Origin of the sequence: Acinetobacter legionensis (genome assembly GCF_048552295.1) — a bacterium.
GTDB lineage: Bacteria > Pseudomonadota > Gammaproteobacteria > Pseudomonadales > Moraxellaceae > Acinetobacter.
The window spans coordinates 1-26,433 of the sequence record NZ_JBIMCW010000028.1; the positions used below are offsets into that span (position 1 = coordinate 1).

Sequence of the window (26,433 nt, forward strand, 5' to 3'; positions counted from 1 at the left end):
ACGTGCCATAAAATACTCCATATATTGATGTTTATAACATCATTTGGGGAGCAAAATATCACTTATAAGTGTTGTTCAAATTTCCTGATCCACCTCTAAACTAATCAGTTATCTCAGTGGATTATTATAACTAGGCATACTATCCAAGTTTAATTTAGAAGGTGTCAACTTAATTCTGTGCGGCATTGATTTAAATAATTATCACAATGAAAATAAGTCTTTTAATTAAGGTTCTTATCTTTAATTACTTTTCTTAACAAGATCTGAAATTCTTTTTTTTCTGCATTACTTTTATTTGATTTTTCTAGCGTTTCTAACAAAGTTTCTAATACCTGTGGGTCAAAATGAGAAGATCTTTGCTGACTTTCCTTCCAGCGGTACAGTTTCCAATTATTTAGATTAGAAATTCGTCGATCACTATTGCCAAGGTTCTCAAGAAAAGTACGCATAAAAAGTGTACCTTTTAGAAATTGATCATGAAAAACAAATTGACCGTCAGTATACTTTGTTTGTAGCAGCATAGGTGGTAGATCAAGTTGCCCATTAGATATATCAATAAGTGTAGTGAGTCGGCTCCATAATTGAGAAGTTTTATAGGTACGATTCAATATAAATTTGTCAAAGTTTTCTGGATTTTTAGGTAAACTTCTCTCTCCATAAGCGCCAACTTTTCCTTTTCTAATCAATCCTTCTGACCATGCCGCTAGGCTTTCTGTAAGCCAAGGCTGCTTAAACATTGTATATCCATAGCTGTAAAGATGAAATAGTTCATGGGCAACTGTAGAAGAGTTTGTAGTTAGATTCGGAATATTATTGCTAATTAATATAACTAATGCACATGCATTCTGCTTTAATGGATTATTGATATGTTGATGTGGCTCGTCATAAGCTAGACCGAGACCATTTAATTTTTGTATTTGTATATCAATATATCGGACTCTTTCTTTATAACGCGGGCTTTTTAACGGATCTTGATAACCTAGCAACGTCCAAGCTTTACGTATTGAATTTGCTTGAATCGCAATATTTTCAATATAATCGGGTACATTATTTTTGTTTTGATCTTCAGGAAATTCAAGGGCGTTTTCTCCAGATATTGTATAAAAAATGCGGAGATTTTTATTGCCATAATAGACATTGTCAAGTTGACTTACTACAGAAGGACGACTAGCGCCGCAATCGGCTTTTGCACTGATGCAAAAGCCTAAATGAAGCATAGAGAATAATAAAATCAGACCTTTATTTGATGAAAGTTGCTTTATCATCGAATTGCTTCAAAAAGAGCTTGCCATTTTTGAGCAAATTGTTCTTGGTCTGTTAGCTGAGTACATGCATATGCAGCTTCACTAAAGTTTTGTCTCATTTGTTCATCTTTAAGTAAAGAAATAATTTTTTGAGCAAATAATGTTTCATTTTCAAATGGAATTAAGAAACCATTGATACCATCATTAATCATATCTGATGGGCCATAATCAATATTGTAACTAACAACTGGGCAGCCATGACATAAAGCTTCTAAAACTGCCATGCCAAAACCTTCTGACCGGCTTGAAAAAAGAAATAAACTTGCTTGATCGTATAAACTATCTGTATTTTCGTTATAGCCCATTAATTTAACATGATTATTTAACTGATAACTATCTATTTCATTTTGCAGAAAGGTCTGTTCGCCACCAAAACCATAAATATTTAAATACGCATTCGGTATTTCCTTTATAACCTCTTTAAATACTCGAATAAGGCTATCCAAGTTTTTTGCTTTGTCATAACGTGCTATAGTTAAACAGGATAGGGGATTGCGATCAGTAAATTTTACGTGCTTGATAGACTTCTCATAAATATGTGGAATAACGAATAATTTTTCATGTATCTCAAATCGTTGTTGAATATGTTCTTTTTGCCGTTCAGTTAAAATAACCAATGCATCCAGTTCATCGCTATGTTCAAAATAGCTACGGTAATGACGATTAATACTGGCTCGATAAATATCTGCCCCATTTAAATGAGTCGCATGGATTGTGCCAATAAAACGCATATTTTTTTGCTTGATGTGCCTCAGGGGTTCATAAAAATGAATGGCACGATCAATTAGAATATACATGAGATCATTTATATAGTTTTTCGATATTTTTGAAAACCAGTATTGAATGAGTTGGGACTCTAGATCAAATACCTCAGTGATAACACCATTTTCATCTAATAAAAAAATGTTTAAAAGGATATTCTTCTTTTTCTCATTTAATTGGTAATTCTTAATAATTACTGGATAGCCTTTAATATGAAAATATGTTTCGGTTATAACTGTTTGAGTTTCTAAACTTATAGTTTGAATACAACTAAGATGGCCATAGCTATCATAAATGAGCCGACCATTTTTTATACCTTGTTGAAATGTATTTACATAACGTAAAGTAGGTGAGTCCTTTTGTCTTATTTCATAAAGATAATTTTTATTATTTTTGTCATGAAGTCTTTGATTAAAAGTATCAAAAATCTGTGTTTTTGATATATTTTCATTGAACATTTTTTTATCATTTTTATGATATTTTTTTTCAGCTAGTCGTAAGGGGGTTCCTTGTAAATCTCCATATAAATTAAGGTAACCAATAGAGGATGGGGCAAGGTTGCTGGAAACTAAGTTCCAATAGTTTTGTGCCAAAGAACGATCATAATCAGTTGTAATAATGATTGGATCAATACCAAGTTTTTCATGAAGTATTTTTGCACGTTTTAATAGGGCAAAAACCAATCCATTTTTTTTCTCATCAATTTTAGGAAATAAAAAGAAATAATGATTTTTCATAATAGAATATTCTGTAATTTTTTGATTAATATCATATGTTTTCAATGTGGGTCGATTTTAATAAATCATTTTTTGTGAAAATTGGAGGAGTGTATTCCTTTAGCCCTACTAATTCGATTTTTTCTCTAAGAGAATCTATAAAAAAGTAAGGGTGGTCAAACATTAATTCTTTTAAATCCTTTTTATGGAATCTCCACCATTTTAAAGTTTTTAATTTTTCAACAATATCATCACTAAATCTGGATCTAATTATTCTTGCTGGATTTCCACCGACTATCATATAAGGTGCAACATCCTTAGTTACTACACTGTTAGATGCAATAATAGCACCATCACCGATGTTAATATTGCTTTTCAAAACGACATCAGCACCTATCCATACATCATTTCCAATAGTAACATTTCGTTTGGTTCGTTGAAGATGGGTTACCTTTAGAGGATCAGTACTATGATAATCTTCAGCATAAAAGTGAGGTGAAGTAGATATCCATTCGGGGAAATGGTGTGCTCCCATAATTTTAATATTGGTAGCTAGACTTGAGTAACGTCCAATAGAAACACCATAACCTAAATTTGAAGAAGAATAAGAAAATGCACCAATAGTACATAAATTTAAGATATTGCTGTAAAAATTATTATGCCCTTCAATTCTTAAATCATTGTTTAAGTTAATAAGCCTATTTGGGTTTCTTTTTAAGAAGAGCATATTAATATTTAATGTCTGAAGTAATTTTTCTACTTTAAAAAATTCAATTTGAGTGGTTTCATTTGATAAAGCATCTTTATAATTTTTCATAGTTAATCCTTAAAGTGTAAGTAATAAGCAATATAACCAGACAAGTTATGTTCGTTGTCATCAATCCTTGTGCGAAAATTTTCTTGTCTAACAAAAAAACTATTTAAAATGATATTTGGCTTTTTGAAATACATCGCAATTTCTGGATAGAAATAACCAATTACCCGTTGATATTCTAATCTTGTATTTATAACATCACATAATTCAGAGAATTTTGATTTCTCGAATAGCTCATTACCTTCCTGATGAGGGAGTCGAGAAACCATTTTGTAAGAGGCCATAAGCATTTCGAGAAAAGTTCCTCTAGCCGTTCTTCGATTTTTATATCTTTTTAAATATGGTAAATAGTTTTGAATTCCAAATTCAAAATATTTTTTTTCAGGACATAATAGACTAAGCTCATTTGTACAATAGCTAAGCCAATGGTCATTATATTTCCAATAATCATTATCAATAAAATGCTCATACATAATTTTAACTGTTTTTAGTAATTCTTGATCATTATTTAATTGATATAGTCTCAAAAGGGCTAAAGCAGCTTCACCATCATAGTAAATTACTCTATATTCTTCTTTTACTTCTAATGAAGGATAATCTAAAATATGTATGGTCTTACCATTTGGCTTTATCATTTTTTTTATGCCATTGGCTAGCTTTTCGGTAATTAATAAAAATTCAGTACTTCCTGTAACTTCCTGGTATTTAGTGAACATTAAAATTGCAGCTGCGTTTGCACCTAATTTAATTTCAATGTTAGATTTATTTTGCTCGATAATAAATGCTGAAGATTGGTCCGTGGGGTATTTAATAAGATTTTTAATAGTATAGTTAATTCCTTTTTTGATTTTATCATAATTTATAAATTTTTCTGAAACTTCAAATACTTCTAGTAAAGAGTATAAGGAGGTACAATGTCGAATACTATTATAACTGGTTAATCTTTCATTATTAGCAGGGATATATCCATAAATAAATTTTCCTGTTTCTTGATCAATTTGCGAATTTAAATATATACAATTATCTTTAATTATCTCCAATATACTTTGTCTTTTTTTACTATCATCAATAGTTCTAATACCATTATTTATATAGTCATAGTTTAATTCATAAAAATCTAAATTTTTAAAAAAAATACCTTTACTTCTAAATGTATAAATTAAATCTTGGTCTTTGATTTTTCTTCTAGAACCTATATTATATTTGTGCTTTAAATATTTATTTAAATTAATCTCATTAAATGAACTTGCTTTATCCCAAGTTTTCCCTTGAATAATTGCATTTCCATAAATTTCTTGTTCTAATAAAGCAATACTGAAATTTTCATCAAATGCAATGCCTTTTCTAAAGTAATTATTTAATTTTTCTTCACTAATGATTTGTAAAAGATCTTTGAATTTTATTTTTTTTAAGTCGTGAACAATATCAATTTTTAAGTAATTGGATATTTTGTTATTTTTTTCATAGATATTTTTTATATAATTTAGAGTTTTCTTAATTGCAATATCTGCATTTAATGGTGCAGTATTCCATACCTTAGCTCTGATATCATTTGATCCATAAGAAATAAAAACAATAATTTTATTATCCCTCTCTTCTTCCGTTAAGATTGTATCATTGTTATTAATTGTTTTTTTTACAAAAGAAGAAATTTTAGCACTAATTTGGTTTAGGTTATCTAGATGTGTGCTCATTTTAATCCTATATAAATTGTTTTCTAATTTGATGACTTTGTGAAATACAAATAATTATTGTATGCTTTATTTTTTTTTTCAATATGTTGTAAATTATAAATTTTTTATATTTCATATTGGTTTTAAAATTTATTTAAATCAATGTTTTAGTTTTAAAGTTGTATGTTGCTGATGATTGTTATTAAATTTTTTATGGTATGTTTTTAACCTATATATGATTAAAAGCATAGTTTTTATATTCTTAATTAAATATGGTTTTTAAGTTGGTATTAAGGTTCTCTTAATTAAGCTTATTTCTCTACACTTATATTGGATTATTTTAAAGAGGCTTTGTTACAAAAACTGATCTTCAAAGCATATTCATTAATATAATTATTCAGATGGATAAGCCTATACCTAAATCTATCGAATGATCAATTTTCTTTCTTATAGCTAAACTTTGCTAAAGAGATGAAATTTCTCGATCTGATTTGTTCGCAAAATTAGTGGTGTGCGCAACCAAAAGGCAGCAAGAACAAAATTAAATCTACTCAAATATTGCTACTCTGTGCTGTCTTAATGATTAAATTATTATTCAAGTTATCTTGAGAAATGACCACGGGATTAGATAAAAGTATCATTCATTTTTTGTGGATTAAATTGGTTAGTCAGAAATTATTTTATCATCATGAAAATGATAAAGTAATATTGATATTGGTCACCCCAAAAGCATTGATTGACTTCATTAAAACTCATAGGTGATGGCGAAAGAAGACTAAGAAATAATAACCAGAATATCATCGGTAATGGCATAAAATCCATATGGGTATTGATGCTGAAAACCTGCAAATACTTATTGCTTAGCTTTGGACAAATAATCTTAGTGATTAACAGGCGCTCGGTAATCAACTTGATCCAATTCCATGAGATGATCGAATTGATTCAGACTATATAGATGGAGTTCATGATACATAACACTGTAGACAAGCAATTTTAGATGGCATGCTTCTGCTGTAATTTCACCCAAAAAAATGCCAAGCCTTAGGAAGACTTACATTAAGTGCAATGATCTACTCAAAACAGTCAAATACTTGAATCGAATAATATGGAATATTGTTGGGTACTATTATTTAAATTGGTCGAAACCAAGATGCAATGTATTAAATTATTTCAGCGATAAATTGTCAGCAAAGCATTTTTAAAGTTAGGTCAACGAAGTGCATGCTCCTATAACCATACTGAATAAATCTTCTGAATTAAGAATCTCATACCAAATTTTCAATTTATGTCTCAGGGCAACTTTAACTTTTAATTTTTTAATAATAGGATGATAATTAGTGGTGTTTACTTCTTTTTCTATATTTTGCAAAGTTTTAAGTTACTTTAAACTGTTTTAATTTTCTGTTAAGTAATTTTTAATATTGTTTTTAGTATACTTTATTAAAGTATTTTAAAATTATATTTTAAATAATCGAGTATTTTTGTTCGAGTGTTTAAATAAATCTAATTAAACATTGTGTATTTAAAGATTTTTTTAATTTTGGCGTTGATTTTTAGTCAGTGTTAAGGTGTTTTTTTATTTAAATTATTTATTTTTAATGTGATTTATTTTTATCTTTGCAGTTTTTTTATATTGCTCTGATATTATATTTTTTAAGTTTTACAGTATCTGAGCGTATTTTTGGGTAAAGGTAAAGACATTTCTTTTGTTTTATTTATATGTTTTAAAAAACATTAGATTTAATTCATATATTTAATATATTGCATCTTTAGAGAACTTTAGAATGTCCTTTCTTACGCCTCGTAAATTTTAATTATTCATCATGGTTAAAAATAAACTAATAATATTATTGACTTATATGTTGTTTTTGTTTTTTTCTTAAGGGTTTTTTTGGTTTTTTTTGGTTTTTTTTTGATTGCTTTTGAAAATAATTTCGTCAGTTTTATACATTGTTTAAAAGAATAGTGTGATTTGTATCATGTTTTTTAAAAAACTTATATGCTAGTTTTATTGCGTTTATTTTTGTTACTTTTTGGTGTATTAATATGCGTACGTATGCCTATGTTAGAATTGAACCCAATGCAGAGTTTGAATCAGGTAAATTTCTTTCATTTTTTAACGAATATGGTTATAAAATCCAAAAAAATCGATTGGTTTTTGAGGAAGTTTCAGTTAATAAGTCAATAATTTTTAGAGATAAATTATTAAATTTGATTGATTATTCCTTAGAGGATGATGATTTGTTGGTAATAAAAAGTATTGATTGTTTAGGTAGCAGCTTTGAAGAAATCTTATCTATAACAGATAAAATTCATCAAAAAAAAATAAGATTAATTTGTTTAGACTACTCAAAAAGTGAGATCAATGGATACATGAAAATTTTTTTTCTTCATTTCTTAAGGTTATGTTTTGAATTCGAAAAATTATTTAATTTTAATACTGAAAAACAAAATAAAATCGTTAAAAAAGTTGGAAGACCAGAAATTTTGACAAATGATCAAAAAAAACAAGTGCTTGAGCTATTTAAAAGAGGTGAGAGCGTTTATTCCCTTGCTAAACGGTTTACAGTGACTCGCACAGTTATACAAAGGATTTTAGATAAAGCAGCAAAAAAATAAATTTATTAAAAATATAGCCTTAATTATACCCGGTTTAAAAATAACGGGCTAATTAAATTTATGTTATTTAAAAATTTAAGCTCGTTATTCTATAATTTATAAACTTAATTTAAAAAGTATTTTCAGTAAAATAATATGATTTACAAAAAAGCAGAGTGATGGAGAGGAACTTATAATGATACAAACTAAAATGGATTCAGTGAACAAAGATTTTTTTTGGGAAAAATTCAAATTTTTGATTCACTATTGGCGCTTTACTTATTAGGAATGAGATGATGTGACATGTAACTAAAAAGTAGCTATAAATTATTGCTCTTCTATTTTGTAGTGGGTTAGCTTATGCAAATGATAATAATAGCGTTAAGAATCACTTTGATTTTGGTATCTATTCCTATGAGGAAAACTTTAAAATTCTGGATATAAACGATTGTAAAAAGTATTGTGACCAATTATTTTGGTCGCAATATTGGAAAATAATATTTTTCTGCAGATCTTATTGGATAAATTCAAGAGAGTGAAAACGAGTCGCAGATTTTTGTCTGCTTGCTTATAGGTTGGGCTTATGTCATTGACTTTGCTCTGTTAGTTGTTACTTAGTTAGATCGCTTAAAGGGCTAATCCGAAAAGTAAGATGCTAACTGATTTAAATCAATTCCCATCTGAGATTTTTGCTAAAGAATATAGTCTTAATTGATTTATAAGGCTACTTTGTTTTATCTTCAGACTAATCACGAAATAGTTAGTATAAATGACGTGCTGTATTGCTTTTAGGTCTGTATGTCTAATTCCATTTCAGAATTTTTTTCAGAAATATGCTCCATCAAAGTGCTTAATGATATAGCAACAACCGTTAAAAACGACGCTAAATCTGATACAATATCGCCAATTTTTGAATTCCCATTTTCCAGTTCAAGTACATATTTATAAATGTGTACATAACTGTGTAAATATTGTAGATTTTTTATGTTTAAAGATGAATTAGCAGCGCAAGTCGCTCAGCGACGTACCTTCGCTATTATTTCCCACCCCGATGCTGGTAAAACCACAATGACAGAAAAACTGTTGTTGTGGGGTAAAGCAATCCAAGTTGCAGGTATGGTTAAAAGTCGAAAGTCTGACCGTTCTGCGACATCTGACTGGATGGAAATGGAAAAAGAGCGTGGTATTTCGATTACTACCTCAGTCATGCAGTTCCCTTATAAAAATCATGTCATCAATTTACTTGATACTCCAGGGCATGAAGATTTCTCTGAAGATACCTATCGTACTTTAACTGCCGTTGACTCAGCGTTGATGGTGATTGATGGTGCAAAAGGGGTCGAGGAACGGACCATCAAATTGATGGAAGTGTGTCGTATGCGCGATACCCCGATCATTTCTTTCGTCAACAAAATGGACCGTGAAATCCGTGAGCCATTAGAATTGCTTGATGAAATTGAAAGCGTGCTTAAAATCCGTTGTGTGCCGATTACTTGGCCATTGGGTATGGGGCGTGACTTCGCTGGTGTATATAACATCATTGAAAATAAGCTTTATGTATATAAAGCGGGTTTTGGTTCGACCATTACAGATATTGAAATCCGTGATGGATATGACTATCCAGACATTCGTGAAAAAGTCGGTGATCTGGCCTTTGCTTCATTTGAAGAGTCTTTAGAACTGGTGCAAATGGCGAATGATCCACTTGATCCAGCGGAGTTTTTAGCAGGGCGCCAAACCCCAGTACTGTTTGGTACCGCTTTGGGTAACTTTGCGGTTGACCATGTATTAAATGCATTTATTCAGTGGGCACCACAACCGAAAGCGCATCCAACACATGAACGTACTGTTGAAGCAACGGAAGAAGGCTTCAGTGGATTTGTATTTAAAATCCAAGCCAATATGGACCCAAAACACCGCGACCGTATTGCCTTCATGCGTATCTGTTCAGGTAAGTATGAGAAAGGTTTAAAGATGAATCATGTACGCCTTGGTAAAGATGTACGTATCAGTGATGCATTGACATTCCTTGCGGGTGAACGTGAGCAACTTGAAGAAGCTTGGCCTGGTGATATCATTGGTTTACATAACCACGGTACGATTCAGATTGGTGATACATTCACTTCTGGTGAAAAACTTCATTTTACGGGGATTCCACACTTTGCACCTGAAATGTTCCGCCGTGTACGCTTAAAAGATCCATTGAAATCTAAACAATTGCAAAAGGGTTTAAAAGAGCTTTCAGAAGAAGGTGCAACGCAGGTGTTTATGCCGCAAATCAACAATGACTTGATTGTTGGGGCTGTAGGTGTACTTCAGTTTGATGTAGTGGCATACCGTTTGAAAGAAGAATACAAAGTAGATTGTATTTATGAGCCAGTGAACATCAACACAGTGCGTTGGGTTTCTTGTGATGATGAAAAGAAATTTAATGAATTTAAGAAAAAGGCACATGACCAACTTTCTGTCGATGGTGGTGGGCATTTAACTTATCTCGCACCAAGCCGAGTAAATCTACAATTAATGCAAGAGCGTTATCCAGATATTCAATTCCGTTCTACACGTGAGCATTAAGTTCAGCTAACTTATTGCAAAATGTAAAAACAGCTTCCTTGTGAAGCTGTTTTTGTATCAAAATACAATGCTTTTTGTCCAAAGGGATTTATGCAGTGCAATTTTCAAAAAAAATAATTTCAGTGCTTTGCTTAAGTACAATGGTTTTGGTTGCATGTGATTCTAAAAAAGATCAGGACAAAGATGGTTCTGTATTCCAACCCAAACAAGAAGCCGCTGAAGTCTTACCTTATTTAAATATTCAAGAAACCAAAGCTGATTATGCCTTACCGTTTTGTGAAAAAAATAATTGCATTGAAATCGATATTCAAACCATTAAGACTCAAGACAATTGGTTAAATCAGTGGATTGCAAATAGTCAGTCCAACGTGATTCAGGCACAGATTGATTTAAAACAGAACATGACCTTACAACAGGCCATTAATGCTTTTGTCAAAAAATCAGATACTTGGCAAGAAGAATTCCCGAAAAATAAAGCGTTTGAACTGCATATGCAAACGCGTATGGCTTCACAACGTAATCAGTATGTTTTGTTGCAAGTTTCAGTCAATAGTTTACAAGCAGATGTCAGTATCAAAGAACGACAATACTTTTTTGTTGCTGACCGGAAATTGAAGAAAAGCTTAAGTATTTTAGATGTGATTGATGCCAAACATCAGAACCAACTGAATACTTGGGTCCAAGAAAAATATGCAGAATGGTTGGAAAAGCAAAATAGCGATGTGAAAAAGAATGCGCCTAAAAAGTTATATTGGGGACAAGCCGATTGGTTCTTTGATGGTGAAGGTGTTGGATTGCATTATCGCGCCAATGAAATTGTCGAAGATGGTACCCAGCTGGATATTTATTTGAGCAAAGAACAGACGCAAAAAATACTTAAGCCTGAAGTGTATCAACATATGTTCTAAGGTGTATCTTGATCATTCTGCCAATTTTAGCGGGATTTTAAAGCAGAGCGGTTAAGATTAGTTGGTCCTTGTTGAATTGACTCGGCGATCAATAAACTTGAGCCACTTATTGCATAACGCTTCAATTTTCATACAAATTTTGATTGAGGATTTGTATAGAGAAGAATAGGCTAATGAATATAGAGATTAAAAAATCTTGGCTTGATTCATTGGATAGGTTTGTGAAATGTTAAATCAAAAAAGTACTTTAGCGCTTTCAATTCTGGTGATCACTTTAGGGTTAACTGCATGTCAAAAATCTGACTCGAAAAAAGCAGAGCCAAAAGTTGATCAAAGTGCTGCATCTCAAGTGCCTGATACTTCAATGTTATTACAGGGCGATACAGAAAAAGTAAAATTGACATTACCTGAGTGTAATGGCAATACATGCCCTGAGTTTTCTATAGAAAGACTAAAAAGTAATCAGGCTTTTGTTGATGAAACGATTGATCAAGCGATTTTAGATAATCTGGATAAAATGCTGGATATCGCGCAATTGAGTAAAGCGAAAAAAGACGCAGATCAGCAACAAACGGCTTCACAAGCTTCAGCAAGTGAAGTGCAAGTCAATAAAACCCCTGTTCAGCAATTGCAAGAGCGTGTACAACCTTATGCAAATTCATTCCTTGAGATGGATAAAGAGCTTAAAACATTAGGGGCAAGTGGCCAGATCACGATTAGTTTAAGTCCTAAAATTTTAAACTCAGATAAACCTTTAGCGACGGTGGTATTAAATACCAGTAGTTATTTAGGTGGCGCACATGGGGCATCTGCGCAAACCTATTTTAACTTTGATTTGGTGAGTAAAAAACAGGTTGGCTTGGATCAAATCATTGAAGCCAATCAAAAAGCTAAATTTGAAAAATTGGCACATGATGCATTTAAAACTTGGGTTATCGATTCAAAACTTGCTGAAAGCGTCAATGAATATGAACAGGCCTGGAAGTTTACATTATCAGACAATTTCTATTTGGGTAAACAAGGTCTGATTTTACAATATGGTGAATATGATATCGGGCCTTATGTTGTTGGCTTACCGCGCTTGATGATTCCTTACGATCAGTTAAAAGGCGTGTTGAAAAGTCAATATTTCCCAGCGGAGATGCAAGTTGATCAGCCAAGCAGTTCTGCACCTGTTGCAAGTGGGAAAGCGAAATCCTAATGCCTTGGCCTTTGTTTGATACACATACACATTTTGATGTTCCTGATTTTGATCTGGATCGAGAACAATTGGCCTATCAAGCAAAAAAGGTAGGTGTAGAACATTTGATTTTGATTGGGTTTTTATATGAACGCTTTCAAGATTTGATTGACACTCAACAATTTTTAAATCAGTTAAATAATGCACCCCGAAGCCATCTTGCACCGGGGTTGCATCCCTTTTATATCGAACAACACCGCCTAGAGCATTTAAATGCTTTGGAAAATATACTGAAAACTGAAGCTTGTATTGCGGTTGGTGAAATAGGCTTGGACACGTTTCTTAAACAGCATAAACAAGCTGAAATTTTTCAAAAACAACAAGATTTTTTTTCAGCCCAAATTGAACTCGCCCAGCAATACGATAAGCCAATTCTTCTACATATTCGTAAGTCACATGCTGAAGTTCTTGCAATGTTGAAACAGCACCAGTTTAAACATGGTGGTATTGCACATGCTTTTAGTGGGGGGGTAGAAGAGGCGAAAGCCTTTATTAAATTAGGCTTTAAACTCGGTATCACAGGGCAAATTACCAATCCAAATGCGAAAAAACTGCATACAGTTGTACAAGCGGTTGGTGCGGAACATTTAGTACTAGAAACCGATTGTCCAGATATGACACCGTTGTGTTGCCAGACATCTGACCAGCAGCATACCCGTAATACGCCGGTGAATTTGCCTTTTGTCTTGACGGGTTTAGCTGAAAGCTTGGCAATTGAACGAACAACACTTGCAGGTGTATTGTGGAAAAACTCACATGAATGCTTACATTTACCGATGTAAATTTGAATAAAAATAACCAATCAACAACACCTAAAATAATTATTTGTCTTAGATTTAAAGAAGTACTCCAAGTAGCCAATAAGAAAGTCAACGCCAAGCTGGAGGTTTAACCAATGGCAAAATATGGTCATATCAATAGTTTAAATTCTTTGCAAAACTTAACTGTAGGGAATACAAATTATAAAATTTTTAGTTTAAATCAGGTTCAAGCGAGTTTAGGTGATATTTCAAAATTGCCTAAATCACTCAAAGTACTGCTGGAAAACTTACTCAGATTTGAAGATGATGTAACAGTGAGGCAAAGCGATATTCAAGCGATTGTCGATTGGCAGAACAATAAAACTTCAGATCAAGAAATCCAGTATCGCCCTGCACGAGTATTGATGCAAGATTTTACTGGTGTACCTGCTGTTGTAGATTTGGCTGCGATGCGTGCAGCTGTACAAAAAGCCAATAAAGATCCCAATTTAATTAATCCTTTATCTCCAGTAGATTTGGTCATTGATCACTCTGTGATGGTGGATCATTTTGGGACAGATCATGCGTTCGAAGAAAATGTTGAAATTGAGATGCAACGCAATGGAGAACGTTATCAATTCCTCCGTTGGGGGCAGTCTTCATTTAATAATTTTAGTGTGGTACCACCTGGAACAGGGATTTGTCACCAAGTCAATTTAGAATACCTAGCTCAAGCAGTGTGGCTGGGTGAAAGTGAGGGTGAGGTATTTGCATTTCCCGATACCTTAGTTGGTACAGATTCACACACCACGATGATTAATGGCTTAGGTGTATTGGGTTGGGGAGTGGGGGGGATTGAAGCCGAAGCGGCCATGCTTGGACAGCCGATTTCAATGCTGATTCCAGAAGTGATTGGTTTTAAATTGACAGGAAAATTGCGTGAAGGAATTACCGCAACGGATTTAGTTTTAACTATTACTCAGATGCTACGTAAAAAAGGCGTGGTGGGTAAATTTGTTGAATTTTATGGTGATGGGCTCGCATTTCTACCGCTTGCAGACCGTGCAACCATTGCCAATATGGCGCCCGAATATGGTGCAACATGTGGCTTTTTTCCGATTGATGAAATCACTCTAGGGTATATGCGTTTAACGGGTCGTAAAGAAGATCGTATTGCATTGGTTGAGGCTTATTGTAAAGAACAAGGCTTATGGCGTCATACTGGGGATGAACCTGTATTTACCGATGTGCTTGCATTGGATATGGGAACCGTTGTAGCAAGTGTTGCTGGCCCGAAACGTCCGCAAGATCGAGTGGCATTGCCTGATATCCCACAAACTTTTAGTGACTTAATGGCGCTGGATCTTAAGCCAGCTAAAGGTGAGGAAAAAGAACGTTTAGCCAATGAGGGTGGGGCCGGTAACGCCATTGATTCAAAACAATCTGCATTACAAAATGAAGAACCACATTGTGTGATTGACGGTAAACGCTACCCATTGACGGATGGGGATGTGGTGATTTCTGCGATTACCTCATGTACCAATACTTCTAATCCAAGTGTGATGTTGGCTGCGGGTTTGTTGGCAAAAAAAGCCATCGAAAAAGGCATTCAACGTAAGCCATGGGTGAAAAGCTCTCTAGCACCAGGCTCTAAAGTCGTAACCGATTATTTAGAAGCGGCAGGTTTGATGTCTTATTTAGACCAGTTGGGCTATAACCTGGTTGGTTATGGTTGTACCACATGTATTGGTAATTCAGGGCCATTACCCCAACCGATTGAAGATGCTATTCAGTGCCACGACCTGAATGTTGCATCGGTACTTTCAGGCAACCGAAACTTTGAAGGGCGGGTACATCCTTTGGTAAAAACCAATTGGCTAGCATCACCGCCTTTAGTGGTTGCATTTGGCTTATTGGGCACCATTCGTAGTGACATTACCAGCACAGCATTGGGGCATGATCAGCAAGGACAACCAGTATATTTAAAAGATATTTGGCCGAGTCAAATCGAGATTGATGAGGTGCTGCAAAAAGTCAATACAGCGATGTTCCATAAAGAATATGCGGCAGTTTTTGATGGTGATGAAAAATGGCAAGCAATTCAAATCCCTGACTCTGAAACCTATGAATGGGATGAAAACTCAACGTATATTCGTCATCCTCCATTCTTTGAAGGCATTGATCAACCCGCGAAACCAATTAAAAATATTCTCAATGCAAATATCTTGGCCGTTCTTGGCGACTCAGTCACAACAGATCATATTTCTCCTGCGGGGAATATCAAGAAAGACAGTCCAGCAGGTCGTTATCTAGAAGCGCAGGGTGTCGATCAAAAGGACTTTAACTCTTATGGATCTCGTCGTGGCAATCATGAAGTGATGATGCGAGGAACCTTTGCCAACATTCGTATCAAGAATGAAATGCTCAATGGTGAAGAGGGCGGCAATACCCTCTATATCCCGACAGATGAGAAGTTAGCCATTTACGATGCTGCGATGAAGTATCAGCAAGATGGTACGCCGTTGGTCATCATTGCAGGTAAGGAATATGGTACAGGCTCATCACGTGACTGGGCGGCGAAAGGCACCAATCTTTTAGGAGTAAAAGCGGTAATTACTGAAAGTTTTGAACGAATCCATCGTTCAAATCTGGTTGGTATGGGGGTTTTACCGTTGCAATTTGTGGATGGTCAAACTCGTCAATCACTCAACTTAACTGGGCGTGAGCAACTGTCGATTTATGGACTTTCTGATGACATACAACCACATGAAAGTTTAGATGTGGAGGTTAAACGTGTTGATGGTTCAATAGATCGTTTCAAAGTGTTATGCCGTATTGATACTTTGAATGAAGTGGAATATTTTAAAGCAGGTGGTATCTTGCATTATGTACTGCGTAATTTAATCGCTTCATAGCCTAATCAATAAATCACGATATATTTCAGTTCTCCAAGCCCTGTATAAAATGCAGGGCTTTTTTTATTGTGTTGGAGCAAGACACACTGTCGATAAATGAGTAAAATAGCGGGGTATTTTTGAGTTGATACTGACATGACTGAACTTTTCCAAAATGATGAATATGAGCGCCGTTTTGCAGGCGTAGCCAAAATTTATGGAGAAGAGACATTCAATCACTATGAAAAAAGTCATGTCATGGTGATCGGTATTGGTGGGGTTGGCTCATGGGCGGTTGAGGCCTTAGCACGTACAGGGATTGGCGAGTTAACACTGGTCGATATGGATTCAGTGGCTGCTTCAAATATCAACCGACAGCTTCCTGCAATGACCTCAACTTTAGGCCATGAGAAAATTGAAGTCATGGCGGAACGTTGCCGTTCAATTAATCCTCGGATCAAGATCAATTTGATTGATGATTATCTCAGCCCAGATAATGTGAAAGAAATTCTAGAAAATGTTCCCGATATTATTTTAGATTGCATCGATGACGTTAAAGCAAAATTTGCACTTATGCTACATTGTCGTTTTAATAAAATTCCTTTGATTGTTTCGGGTGGGGCAGGTGGTAAGCTTGATCCTCTAAAAATTCGTGTTGCTGATTTATCTAAAACAGAACAAGATCCAATGCTTGCAAAATTGCGGAGCCAGTTGCGCGCCAAAGGCATTTGTAAGAAACCAAAAGAAAAATTTGGCATTACTTGTGTGTATTCAATTGATAATCCTTTTTCTAGTGCTGATGTGTGTGCAAGTGCAGGCTTGCGCTGTGGTGGATATGGCTCGGCAGTGGTGGTGACTTCTAGTTTTGCGATGGTCGCTGTTGCAGAAGTGTTGAAAAAGTTAGATCGGATCAAATAAGCGTTTGGTATTTTTAAGTAAAAGTTTAGATGCATTTAAAAATCATAAAAATTCAGTTAAATTAATCTGAAATAAACGCAATAACAGAGAACAATCAAAATGAGTTTTTTCAAAAAGTTATTTGGAAAGAAAGAACAACAAATACAAATCAATCGAAACCGCTATGCTGAATTTTGGCAATGGTTTGAACAGCATCAACAGGATTTCCATCGTATTGTGGATGAGTTAAATCAAGATACCATTCAGGCGGATTTCTTTGATAAATTATCGCCTGAATTGGCCAAAGTTCATGGTGGAATTTTTTTCCTTACCGGGATGCTTGACCCACAAACAGCTGAATTGATTTTAACGCCAGATGGTGTTGTGGCAAATATTGTATTTGTAGAGGAGTTGGTGGCAGCAGCCCCTGAAATTCCTGGCTGGAAATTTACCGCACTTAAACCCGCAAGTGATATTCAGCAAACCAGTATTGGTATGCATGGTCATGAGTTTAGTCAAAAAACGCTATCGTTTTATTTAAAAGACCATGAAGAATATCCAGATGAAACTGATCTCGTGGTTGTGCATGATCAATATAATGAAGCTCAAAAAGCTGAATTCTTACAAGCGGTTTATATCTTTTTGGATAATTATTTGGGCGAATATGATTCGATCACAAAGCTAGATCAAGTTTCGCTACAATTCAGACAAGATGCTGAAAAAGAATTAATGCCTATCGATCGTTTAAAGAATATTTTAATTTTAAAGAACAGTGAAATTTCTCGCTTAGACAAAATAACCCGTTCAAGTACTGATGAAGATGAATATATCAGTTTGGAGGGGGAGACCAATGAAGGGCTACCTTTGGTGGCGATCTTAAACAGTACTCTTTTAACATGGGATCAAAAGGCTTCTCATCCGTGGATGCTGCTGGTAGAAATACCTTATGCTGGTCAGAACTCAAGTGGTATGCCGTCCGCAACAGATTATGAGTTGCTTAATGAGATTGAAGAAGAATTATTAAATGAGTTAAAGGATTTTGAAGGATATTTAAATATTGGACGAGAAACCGGTAATAACTTAAGAACCATGTATTTTGCTTGTAAAGAGTTTAGAAAACCCGCCAAAGTTATAGATCAGGTTGTTGAAAAATATCAGAACAACTTTGAAATCGATGTCAGCCTATTTAAAGATAAATATTGGCGTTGTTTAAATAAGTTTGGGCGTTAACTATGCTGAAAAGTCGCTTGAAATGCGCTATAGCATTCAGACCATAAACATGGACAGCTTAGAGAATGAAGAGGCTTTTTAATCGACCTATACCCGATCTTAAAATAACCATATTGGCGATCCTGTTGATTGGCGGGATTGCATATTACCTTTATTCAACGGTTCGTCATTTTCAGGCGGTCAACCAATTGGATGAAGCTAAAACAATAATGCGTGATATACAGAACTTGTTGGGCTGGTCAATCCTTCAACCTCAAGCAAATGCAATTCAAGTCTGTAATTTGCAAAATATCCAACAGATCAGCAAACAGGAAGAGATTCAAAAGATCAAGCAACTGTTGGGCTGGGAGGTCAATATTCAACAACACAGCAAATATGTTGAAAGTATAAACGTGTATGCAGCACCTGATTTACACGGCTGTATTATACGTGCTCATTTTCGAAAAGACGCTTTTGTGAGTGATGATCTTGCTGGCAAGTATATTACTTACCAATATGATTTTAAAAAAAGCACCACAACATGCGTCACCAATATAAAAAAGTATGCTTTGGTGAAATCTTGCACGCGTTTGTAAAAAACATACTTTATCTGTTCAGCTCAATCAGTCCTGCAAATAAATAAACTCATGCTGTTGGGGCACTTTGCCTGTTTGTTTTGCGATAAAACCATCATAAAGATTGAGTAAAACAACAGCGCAAATAATACAAATAAAAACCAGTAATTGTTTGGATGTCCTCATACTATTTCTCTCTGATGTAAGTCGCTTTAAGTAAAGTCTAGTGAAATCAAACAATCTAATCTAATATAGAAAAAAGCAGAATTGATCTAATTTTGAGATGGATATGGCGACATTCAAACAATTTAATTATTTAATTAGAATTGTGGAAGAAGGTGGTTTTATTGCGGCTTCTGAAAAGTTGTTTATTGCCCAATCTGCTTTAAGTCGCCAGATTAAGCTTTTGGAGGACGAAGTAGGATTTGAAATTTTTGACCGCAGTGATAAAAAAATAAAACTCACCCAAGCTGGACAGTTCTTTTATGCTCAAATTAAAAATAATTTGCTTAACTTAGATCATATTATTGAAAATGCTAAAGATATTGCAGATGGAAAAAATCGACTCATCAAAATTGCACACTCAAGTAGCATTAGCATGAGCTTAGAAAAAGTCAAAATATTTGATCAAACCGCAAAGCATCTCAATGTTAATTTCGAAATCAACACCTTGTCATCTGAAGACCAAATTCTTGCACTGATGAAAGGAAATATTGATGTTGGTTTTATTCGCCCACCTGTTTTAAATTGCCTAGATGAGTTATATACAACCACGCTCTACCCTGAACCTTTATACGTTGCACTACATCAAAATCATATTTTAGCTTCAGAACGCAGTATCAAAATCCAACAGTTAAAGCATGAAAATTTTGTTTCTACACCACATGCAGAACGGGGAGGTTTAAGTTATTTGGTTGCAAACCTTTGCTTAAGTGCTGGTTTTTCTCCAAAGAAAGCGGCGGTTCAGTCCCGTAAAGTTTCACAATTGCAATTGGTGGCTGCTGAAATTGGAATTTGTATTGTTCCTGAAGAATTTAGACATATTCTGCCTAAACAGGTAAGACTGATTGCTTTGGATGCAGAAAATGCATGGTCTGATGTTGTGATGGTCTGGAGTAAAAATGCAGATGGTGTCATTCAGCGATGTACTGAATACATGATCAAACAGTTTCAACGATTTTAAAGACCATCGTTTGATTGAAAAGATAGCTGTGGATTAAGACTGTATTGAATCGTAGAAATTTTCAGTCGTGATCAGACAGACTGTTCTCGAATATAATCTTCTGTTCGCTTCATGGCTTCTTTAATATTGATAATGGCATTTTCAACATCTGCAAATGTTTTGGCATTACCGCCACTTAAAGCTTGACGCCATTTACGCGCACCGGGAAGGTTTTGAAATAAGCCTAAAATATGGCGCGTAATAATCGATAGAGGTGCGCCTTCTTGCATACGTTTGGCAATATAAGGCAGCATTTGATCGATAATTTCAAAGCGATCAGGTAAGTCTAAGTTCCAGAGTTGACCTAATTCTGCCAAGAGGTAAGGGTTGTGATAAGCCTCACGCCCAATCATGACCCCATCAACATGCTTTAAATGTGCTTGAGTTTCAGCAAAAGTCTTAACCCCACCATTGATCTCAATCAGCAACTCAGGACGCTCTTGTTTTAAACGATAAACATCTTCGTAGCGTAGTGGTGGAACATCGCGGTTTTCTTTTGGTGATAAACCTTGAAGCAAGGCAATACGGGCATGTACGATAAAATTATCACATCCAGTTTTCGCAACTGTATCGACAAAATGTAGCATCTCTTCATAAGATTGCATGTCATCAATACCGATGCGGTGTTTTACAGTAACTGGAATATCAACTGCATTACGCATTTCAGCAATACATTCTGCAACCAAATCAGGCTCTGCCATTAAGCAGGCACCAATCTTATTGTTTTGCACGCGGTCACTTGGACAGCCCACATTTAAATTGATTTCGTCATAACCCCAGTCTTGAGCCATTTTGCTACACGTTGCAAGATCTTTAGGATTTGAACCACCGAGCTGTAGAACAATTGGATGTTCTTCATGGTTATAGTCCAAATGACGATTTGCTCCGCCATAGATGATGGCACCTGTGGTGACCATTTCTGTATAGAGGATAATATTGGGGTTAAACAAACGTGCAAAGAAACGATAGTCACGAGTTGTCCAATCCATCATCGGGGCGACCGAAATACGAGGCGTTAAAGATTGGAGCTCAGACATACAGTCAACCTGAAAAAGATAGAAAAAAAGCAAGTTCGGATTATACGTGCTTTATTTTAAAATCAATAGCCATACTCAAAAGATAGAATTTGTAAATCGAATTAAAATTTTGATTATGATGGTGATTTTTAAATGTGAGAAAGTAAGATTTATGGGGCTTGATTAAAGCGTTATCAACTTGGTGAAACTGCTTAAAAATAAAATTAGTGTGTTGGTAGAGCATATTGGTTGAACAAAATACGGTGTGGCTTATCTAGGATTAGAACCTAGCACTACAAGTACGCAATAACATGAGCTATAAATGCCCTAAATCTCTTGAACTCTCTATCATTTCATACAAAATACTGACGGAATAAAGCTGCTGCCAATATTCCTGCTGCAATCGCCAACAGCGGTTTTTTAAGCAGTAGCATAACGATTAATGTCGTCAGTAATGCTAATCGAGCGCCATGATCACCTTCAACCGCAATAGGGGCCAAAAGTGCAACCAGTACAGATCCCGACATTGCGTTAATGAATCGTTGTACACGATCACTAATAGGAACATAAGACATAATTAAAACACCACCCCAGCGAGTGGCTAATGTCACAACGGCCATAATAAAAATAATAATCAAGGGATAAGTAGTGCTAATTTCTAGGTTCATACCCGTTTCTCTTTCCAGAAAATTCCGACAATTCCGCCAAATAAGGCACCCACAACGACATGACTATTTTCTGGTAAGTACCAATAGGCTAGTAATGAACTACAGGCAGCGATTGCCCAGATGATGAGTATTCTGAGATTTTTTTGTCCACCCACAACCATCGCCAGTAGAAAACAAGCCATGACCATATCTAATCCCAGTAGTGCAGGATGATGAATGACATTACCAAAATAGAAACCCAGTCCTGTGCCTAAAACCCACGCGAGCCAAAGCGCAATGCCCCCTCCAAACAATAAGCCCATCCCTGATTCACCACGATTAAATGCTTGTAGTGAGAGTGCCCAATTGGCATCAGAAATAACCAGCAAGATACTGTATCGTTTGATGGGAGGCAGGTGACGTAACCAAGGATAAAGAGATGCGCCCATTAAAAGATGCCGAGCATTGATAAAGAAAACTGTGACTATTAAGGGAATCAGTGATATTTGCGCACCCCATAGTTCTAAAGTCGCAAATTGAGATGCTCCTGCAAAAACTAAGCTACTCATTAACATGATAGAGCTATTGTCTAGTCCTGTTTGCGTTGCAGCTAAGCCGAAAGCAGCCCCAAAAATCACCACGAAAGATGAAATTGGAAGAAGGCTTTTAAAGCCTGACCAAACTTGGGAATAACTTAAACTGTAAATATTTGGGTCAACATTCGACAAAATAATTTCCTTATCTTTTTAAATTTTCTAGTGAGCTATATACCTAATGGTCGCTGATGAAAATTAGGGGAAATTTCCTTCTTTTCTTAATAAATTATGGACTTAGAAAGTTAGAATGAAAAGCGCATAATTCTTACATATACTATTCGGAAATCGAATAATTTGGGGGTGATCATGAATCTACAAAATCTACAGATTGATTGGTTAAAATGTTTTGTCGCAGTTGTTGATACTGGTTCTCTTTCAAATGCAGCACCTGAGCTATACCGTTCACAGTCCGCTGTCAGTATGCAGTTAAAAAAATTGGAAGGTGCTTTAAAATGCCAACTTTTAGTTAGAACACATAGACAAATTCAACTTACTTCTGAAGGGCAACTTCTTTTAGGTTATGCAAGACGGATACTTGATCTACATCATGAAACACAAATGGCTTTTAATGGAGAAGAGTTAACCGGTCGGATTAGACTAGGTGTACCCGATGATTACGCTGCTAAATATCTAACGCCAGTGCTTAAGCGTTTTGCACCACGTTATAGCGGCGTTGAAATAGAATTTATTTGTGAACAATCGACTTCATTGATCCCACGTATAGAAAATGGCGAGATTGATTTAGCATTGATTTCAAGGGATAACCCCCGTCAAGGCACTTTATTGTTTCATGAGCCAATGGTGTGGGTAGGTTCTCCCCAATTTGAATTATGGCGTGAAGATCCGATACCTATTGCTGTTTATGAAAGTACCAGTTTAGCCAAAAAAAGTGCGATCAATTCGCTTGCATTGCAAGGTCGCCGTTATCGTGTGGTTTATAATAGTTCAAGTTTAATCGGGCAAATTGCAGCAGTTGAAAGTGGTTTGGCCGTCGCAGTTTTCACACAATGTAGCGCCCCTCAGCATTTAGAAATTTTGGGAGCGGAGCATAGACTAGGCCCATTAGCACCCATGGAAGCATCTGTATATAGAAGTAGAGCCTCGCTTAATTCAAAAGCGGTCGATCATTTATATGAACTGTTAATTAAGACATTAAGGCAATCCATTACCTATTAAGAAGGTTTTTATTTAGATATTTCACATAAACTTGAAAAAATCTATGTATAAAATTAATTTTTAAGTTTTGCCAATATTGGGGGGTAGTAATTTTAAAAGATACATTAAAAGCAATAGAGGAAAGCTTTTCTATTTGCAATCTTCGTTCATTGCAAGCAAGCCCATGCTTATCGCATGGGCATTTTTAATGTAAATGATCAGGGGCAGAACCCCCTGACCAACAACTCAGAACAGAAGTTCCGAGCTACTTTCAGCATGTTTTGACAATGAGCGTAGATCTGAACCAGAAGGCGCTTGATAAATTTTTAGCCCAAACTCAGGGATAATTGCCATCAGATGGTCAAATATATCAGACTGGATTGCCTCATAATCATTCCATACCGTTGTATTGGCAAATGCATAGATTTCCAGTGGTAATCCCTCACTCGTCGGTTGTAACTGACGGATAATTAAGGATTGGTTTTTAGCAATACCAGCATGTTGTTTTAAGTAGAACTCCACATAGGCCCGAAATGTTCCAATATTGGTTAAGCGGCGCTGGTTATAGACTGACTGATCTTCAAACTGCTGATTAAAGCTGTCCAGTTCAGATTGTTTATTATCCAAATACTGATCCAGTAACAGGAAAGCTTTTAATTTCTGTTGTTCTTCATGGGTAATAAAATGAATGCTGGTTTGATCAATAAAGATTGAGCGCTTGATTCGTCTCGCCCCCAACAATTTCATCCCACGCCAGTTTTTAAAGGTATCCGTGACCAACTTATTGGTGGGAATTGTGGTAAAGGTTTTATCAAAATTCTGTACAGTAATGGTATGTAAGGACATATCAATAACATCACCATCTGCATTTAATGTTGGCATTTCAATCCAATCACCGATACGAACCATATCGTAGGAAGAGATTTGCACCGACGCTACCAAGGACAGAATCGTATTTTGAAAAACCAGTAACAATACCGCTGCCATCGCACCAAAACCAGCAAGCAAGGTAAAAACATCTTTCTTTAAGAAAGTACCCAAGATTAGCAGACCACAAACGATAAACAGAATCAGCTTGATCAGTTGAAGATAGCCTTTGATGGGCTTATTCAGTGATTTTGGATTACGTTGATAAAGCAGATTGAAAACATTTAAAAGTTCACTGATGGCCAGTGCAATGGTCAGGAAGATAAAAGCCTGTGCAGCCATTTGTATCAGGCCAACCGCTTTTAAGGACAAATGTGGAACTGTGGAAATACCATTTAAAATAACAATGGCAGGAACAATATTCGCCACTCTGCGGATAACACTATGCTGAGAAAAAATTTCACTATGTGCAAACTTCATTTTTGAAATAAGTTTACGTATCCCACGAACAACAACTTGTTTTGCAATATAATTTGCGACAAAAGCGAAAAAAATTAGAATGAATAATGATGTTAGCATCTCTAGCCATGGATACTGATCAGACCATTCCTGAATATTCTTTAAGAAGGCAAATTTATCCAAAAGTACAACCTCAAAATAGCAGATACGCTATTGTATTGATTGTGAATGACAATAATTTATAAAAATACTTTTTAGCTACATTCGGGCATCAATTACTTACTCAACAAGATTGACAGACTCTCAGAAAGTCCAAGTGAGTAGGTGAAGATAAGTATGCAACCGTTGGGCATAGGTAAGCCCAGTTTCACGGATTACAATATGCCAATCAACAGTACTTTATTGAATACTATGGGATGCTCAGTTTTAATTTGTGAGACTCAATAGTGGCTGATTTTATCCGCAAGATTGGCAATACGGTTCAGACGGCAAGACTGTGCATCTAACATTTGTCCTTGTCCTTCGGTTTTTGGATCCCAATTACAATACTTGTCGGTGTTTTCCCACCATGCTGCGATTTCATCCATCTGCCGGTCTTTTTTCACACTGTCTGGACGACTGATGATTTTGGCAAAGGCCTGTTGAACGCGGTTCTTATGTTGAGCATATTCTTGGTCCATACAGCTTTGCATTTCAAATGTTACTGCACCACTTTGTTTTATACATTGGCCATAACTGCTGCTTAATTTGGCATGAATATAAGAATCATCTGGAAGGGGACGAGACATTTCATCATCGGCAAAAGTTGCAAAAGGCAGAAGAAAGATGAACAACAATGTAATACTTTTAATTTTTTTCATATATTTAACCTTTAGTTTTATATTGATCTCGCTATGTGTTCTTGAATATCTCTATGCTTTAATTCGCATTATTGAAGTAAATTCAGATAGCGTTGCAATTGTGCAGTACGGCCTGCGATACGCTGTATATCATTAAGTTCAGTTTGCAAGTTGTCTGGCTGTGATTGACCATACAGCGTTGTTTCCAGTTCAGCATCACTTTGACGTGATTGTAGCCAAATGCGTTGCGATGCAACCAGTTTTGTTTTCTGGTTAGCATTCAAATGCGATTGTAATTTTTTATAGGTACTATTCAATCGCGCATCTTGACGTTTAGCCTCATCTTTTAGACAAGTTGCCTGTTCAATGATACCTTGGGCACTGTTGTCACAGTTTATAAAAGCTTGGCTTAATAAGTTTTCATTACCTATTGGCGCAGCGAAGACCAAACTTGAAAAAGTACATAAAAAACTAATCGGTAAGCATGCTAATCGTATTTTTTTCATAAGGGATAAGCTCTTGGTTGATTTATCAGGATGTATGTTATAGGCAAACTATTGTGCTGTATGATTGATTGAGGATCAATGTTCGCTACTGTGCGAGCTAAATAAAACTTTGCTTGAGTATCGTCAATCACGCTTTAGCAAAGACAAACAGGGTTATCATTTTGACCAAAGTGTACCAATTTTAAACTTGAATAATCATGGATATTTTTTCCAAAAAACATA

The 26,433-nt window shown here is 35.2% G+C and carries 22 protein-coding genes; 11 read left to right on the forward strand and 11 right to left on the reverse strand.

Features of this window, described 5'->3' with window-relative positions; genetic code table 11:
* Positions 1–221: 221 nt before the first annotated feature.
* Genes ACG916_RS17680 through ACG916_RS17695 form a run of 4 tightly spaced genes read right to left on the reverse strand, consistent with a single transcriptional unit; the run spans position 222 to position 5,290 of the window.
* Complete coding sequence (locus ACG916_RS17680; protein ID WP_419329072.1) at positions 222–1,265, reverse strand: gluzincin family metallopeptidase; 1,044 nt, start codon at positions 1,263–1,265, stop codon at positions 222–224.
* Positions 1,262–2,803 (reverse strand): glycosyltransferase, encoded by a 1,542-nt coding sequence (locus ACG916_RS17685; protein ID WP_419329071.1) that lies wholly within the window; start codon positions 2,801–2,803, stop codon positions 1,262–1,264. The genes ACG916_RS17680 and ACG916_RS17685 overlap by 4 nt, the downstream gene beginning before the upstream one ends.
* 31 nt (positions 2,804–2,834) lie before the next feature.
* Entirely contained in the window at positions 2,835–3,599 is a 765-nt protein-coding gene (locus tag ACG916_RS17690; RefSeq protein ID WP_419329069.1) for a CatB-related O-acetyltransferase, read from the reverse strand.
* Between the two features lie 2 nt (positions 3,600–3,601).
* Positions 3,602–5,290 carry a hypothetical protein gene (locus tag ACG916_RS17695; RefSeq protein ID WP_419329068.1) on the reverse strand — a complete coding sequence of 563 codons (1,689 nt, stop codon included), beginning with the start codon at positions 5,288–5,290 and terminating at the stop codon, positions 3,602–3,604.
* 2,025 nt (positions 5,291–7,315) lie between these two features.
* Here ACG916_RS17695 and ACG916_RS17700 point away from each other — a divergent pair.
* The 9 genes from ACG916_RS17700 to ACG916_RS17740 all read left to right on the forward strand — a co-directional run bounded on the left by ACG916_RS17700 (position 7,316) and on the right by ACG916_RS17740 (position 18,925).
* Complete coding sequence (locus ACG916_RS17700; protein WP_419330678.1) at positions 7,316–7,888, forward strand: recombinase family protein; 573 nt, start codon at positions 7,316–7,318, stop codon at positions 7,886–7,888.
* 963 nt (positions 7,889–8,851) lie between these two features.
* Complete coding sequence (locus ACG916_RS17705) at positions 8,852–10,441, forward strand: peptide chain release factor 3 (protein WP_336953444.1); 1,590 nt, start codon at positions 8,852–8,854, stop codon at positions 10,439–10,441.
* A gap of 140 nt (positions 10,442–10,581) precedes the next feature.
* On the forward strand, positions 10,582–11,349 hold the full coding sequence (locus tag ACG916_RS17710; protein WP_336953456.1) for a hypothetical protein: 768 nt from the start codon (positions 10,582–10,584) through the stop codon (positions 11,347–11,349).
* 226 nt (positions 11,350–11,575) lie between these two features.
* A complete protein-coding gene (locus tag ACG916_RS17715; RefSeq protein WP_336953443.1) occupies positions 11,576–12,550 on the forward strand; it encodes an RsiV family protein in 975 nt (324 codons plus the stop codon).
* Positions 12,550–13,371, forward strand: a complete 822-nt coding sequence (locus tag ACG916_RS17720; protein WP_419329067.1) for a TatD family hydrolase — start codon at positions 12,550–12,552, stop codon at positions 13,369–13,371. The genes ACG916_RS17715 and ACG916_RS17720 overlap by 1 nt, the downstream gene beginning before the upstream one ends.
* A 113-nt stretch (positions 13,372–13,484) precedes the next feature.
* Positions 13,485–16,244, forward strand: a complete 2,760-nt coding sequence (gene acnA, locus ACG916_RS17725; protein ID WP_336953441.1) for an aconitate hydratase AcnA — start codon at positions 13,485–13,487, stop codon at positions 16,242–16,244.
* Between the two features lie 135 nt (positions 16,245–16,379).
* Positions 16,380–17,141: a tRNA threonylcarbamoyladenosine dehydratase gene (locus ACG916_RS17730; RefSeq protein WP_034609779.1), complete on the forward strand. Its 762-nt coding sequence runs from the start codon at positions 16,380–16,382 to the stop codon at positions 17,139–17,141.
* Positions 17,142–17,240: 99 nt separating this feature from the next.
* Entirely contained in the window at positions 17,241–18,350 is a 1,110-nt protein-coding gene (locus ACG916_RS17735; protein ID WP_419302122.1) for a DUF695 domain-containing protein, read from the forward strand.
* Positions 18,351–18,415: 65 nt separating this feature from the next.
* Positions 18,416–18,925: a hypothetical protein gene (locus ACG916_RS17740; RefSeq protein WP_419329066.1), complete on the forward strand. Its 510-nt coding sequence runs from the start codon at positions 18,416–18,418 to the stop codon at positions 18,923–18,925.
* Between the two features lie 27 nt (positions 18,926–18,952).
* Here the strand turns inward: ACG916_RS17740 and ACG916_RS17745 are convergent, their stop codons facing one another.
* Complete coding sequence (locus ACG916_RS17745) at positions 18,953–19,090, reverse strand: hypothetical protein (protein WP_336953436.1); 138 nt, start codon at positions 19,088–19,090, stop codon at positions 18,953–18,955.
* Between the two features lie 103 nt (positions 19,091–19,193).
* On the opposite strand from ACG916_RS17745, the gene ACG916_RS17750 reads away from it, so the two are divergent.
* The gene (locus tag ACG916_RS17750; RefSeq protein ID WP_419329065.1) at positions 19,194–20,087 is read left to right on the forward strand and encodes a LysR family transcriptional regulator; all 894 of its coding nucleotides are present in this window, start codon (positions 19,194–19,196) and stop codon (positions 20,085–20,087) included.
* Between the two features lie 71 nt (positions 20,088–20,158).
* On the opposite strand, the gene dusA is transcribed toward ACG916_RS17750, so the two are convergent.
* The 3 genes from dusA to ACG916_RS17765 all read right to left on the reverse strand — a co-directional run bounded on the left by dusA (position 20,159) and on the right by ACG916_RS17765 (position 22,517).
* Positions 20,159–21,163, reverse strand: coding sequence for a tRNA dihydrouridine(20/20a) synthase DusA (dusA, locus tag ACG916_RS17755; RefSeq protein ID WP_419329064.1), 1,005 nt, complete (start codon positions 21,161–21,163; stop codon positions 20,159–20,161).
* A gap of 332 nt (positions 21,164–21,495) precedes the next feature.
* Positions 21,496–21,810 (reverse strand): branched-chain amino acid transport AzlD family protein, encoded by a 315-nt coding sequence (locus ACG916_RS17760; RefSeq protein WP_209826898.1) that lies wholly within the window; start codon positions 21,808–21,810, stop codon positions 21,496–21,498.
* A complete protein-coding gene (locus ACG916_RS17765) occupies positions 21,807–22,517 on the reverse strand; it encodes an AzlC family ABC transporter permease (protein WP_419329063.1) in 711 nt (236 codons plus the stop codon). Before ACG916_RS17765 ends, ACG916_RS17760 begins: the two co-directional genes overlap by 4 nt.
* Positions 22,518–22,691: 174 nt before the next feature.
* On the opposite strand from ACG916_RS17765, the gene ACG916_RS17770 reads away from it, so the two are divergent.
* Positions 22,692–23,561 carry a LysR family transcriptional regulator gene (locus tag ACG916_RS17770; RefSeq protein WP_419329062.1) on the forward strand — a complete coding sequence of 290 codons (870 nt, stop codon included), beginning with the start codon at positions 22,692–22,694 and terminating at the stop codon, positions 23,559–23,561.
* A 225-nt stretch (positions 23,562–23,786) separates the two neighbouring features.
* Here ACG916_RS17770 and ACG916_RS17775 read toward each other — a convergent pair whose 3' ends face one another.
* The 3 genes from ACG916_RS17775 to ACG916_RS17785 all read right to left on the reverse strand — a co-directional run bounded on the left by ACG916_RS17775 (position 23,787) and on the right by ACG916_RS17785 (position 26,211).
* Positions 23,787–25,049 carry a mechanosensitive ion channel family protein gene (locus tag ACG916_RS17775; protein ID WP_336953430.1) on the reverse strand — a complete coding sequence of 421 codons (1,263 nt, stop codon included), beginning with the start codon at positions 25,047–25,049 and terminating at the stop codon, positions 23,787–23,789.
* 257 nt (positions 25,050–25,306) lie between these two features.
* Complete coding sequence (locus ACG916_RS17780; protein ID WP_419340083.1) at positions 25,307–25,702, reverse strand: hypothetical protein; 396 nt, start codon at positions 25,700–25,702, stop codon at positions 25,307–25,309.
* Positions 25,703–25,794: 92 nt separating this feature from the next.
* Positions 25,795–26,211, reverse strand: a complete 417-nt coding sequence (locus ACG916_RS17785; protein WP_336953428.1) for a lysozyme inhibitor LprI family protein — start codon at positions 26,209–26,211, stop codon at positions 25,795–25,797.
* Positions 26,212–26,433: the final 222 nt, after the last annotated feature.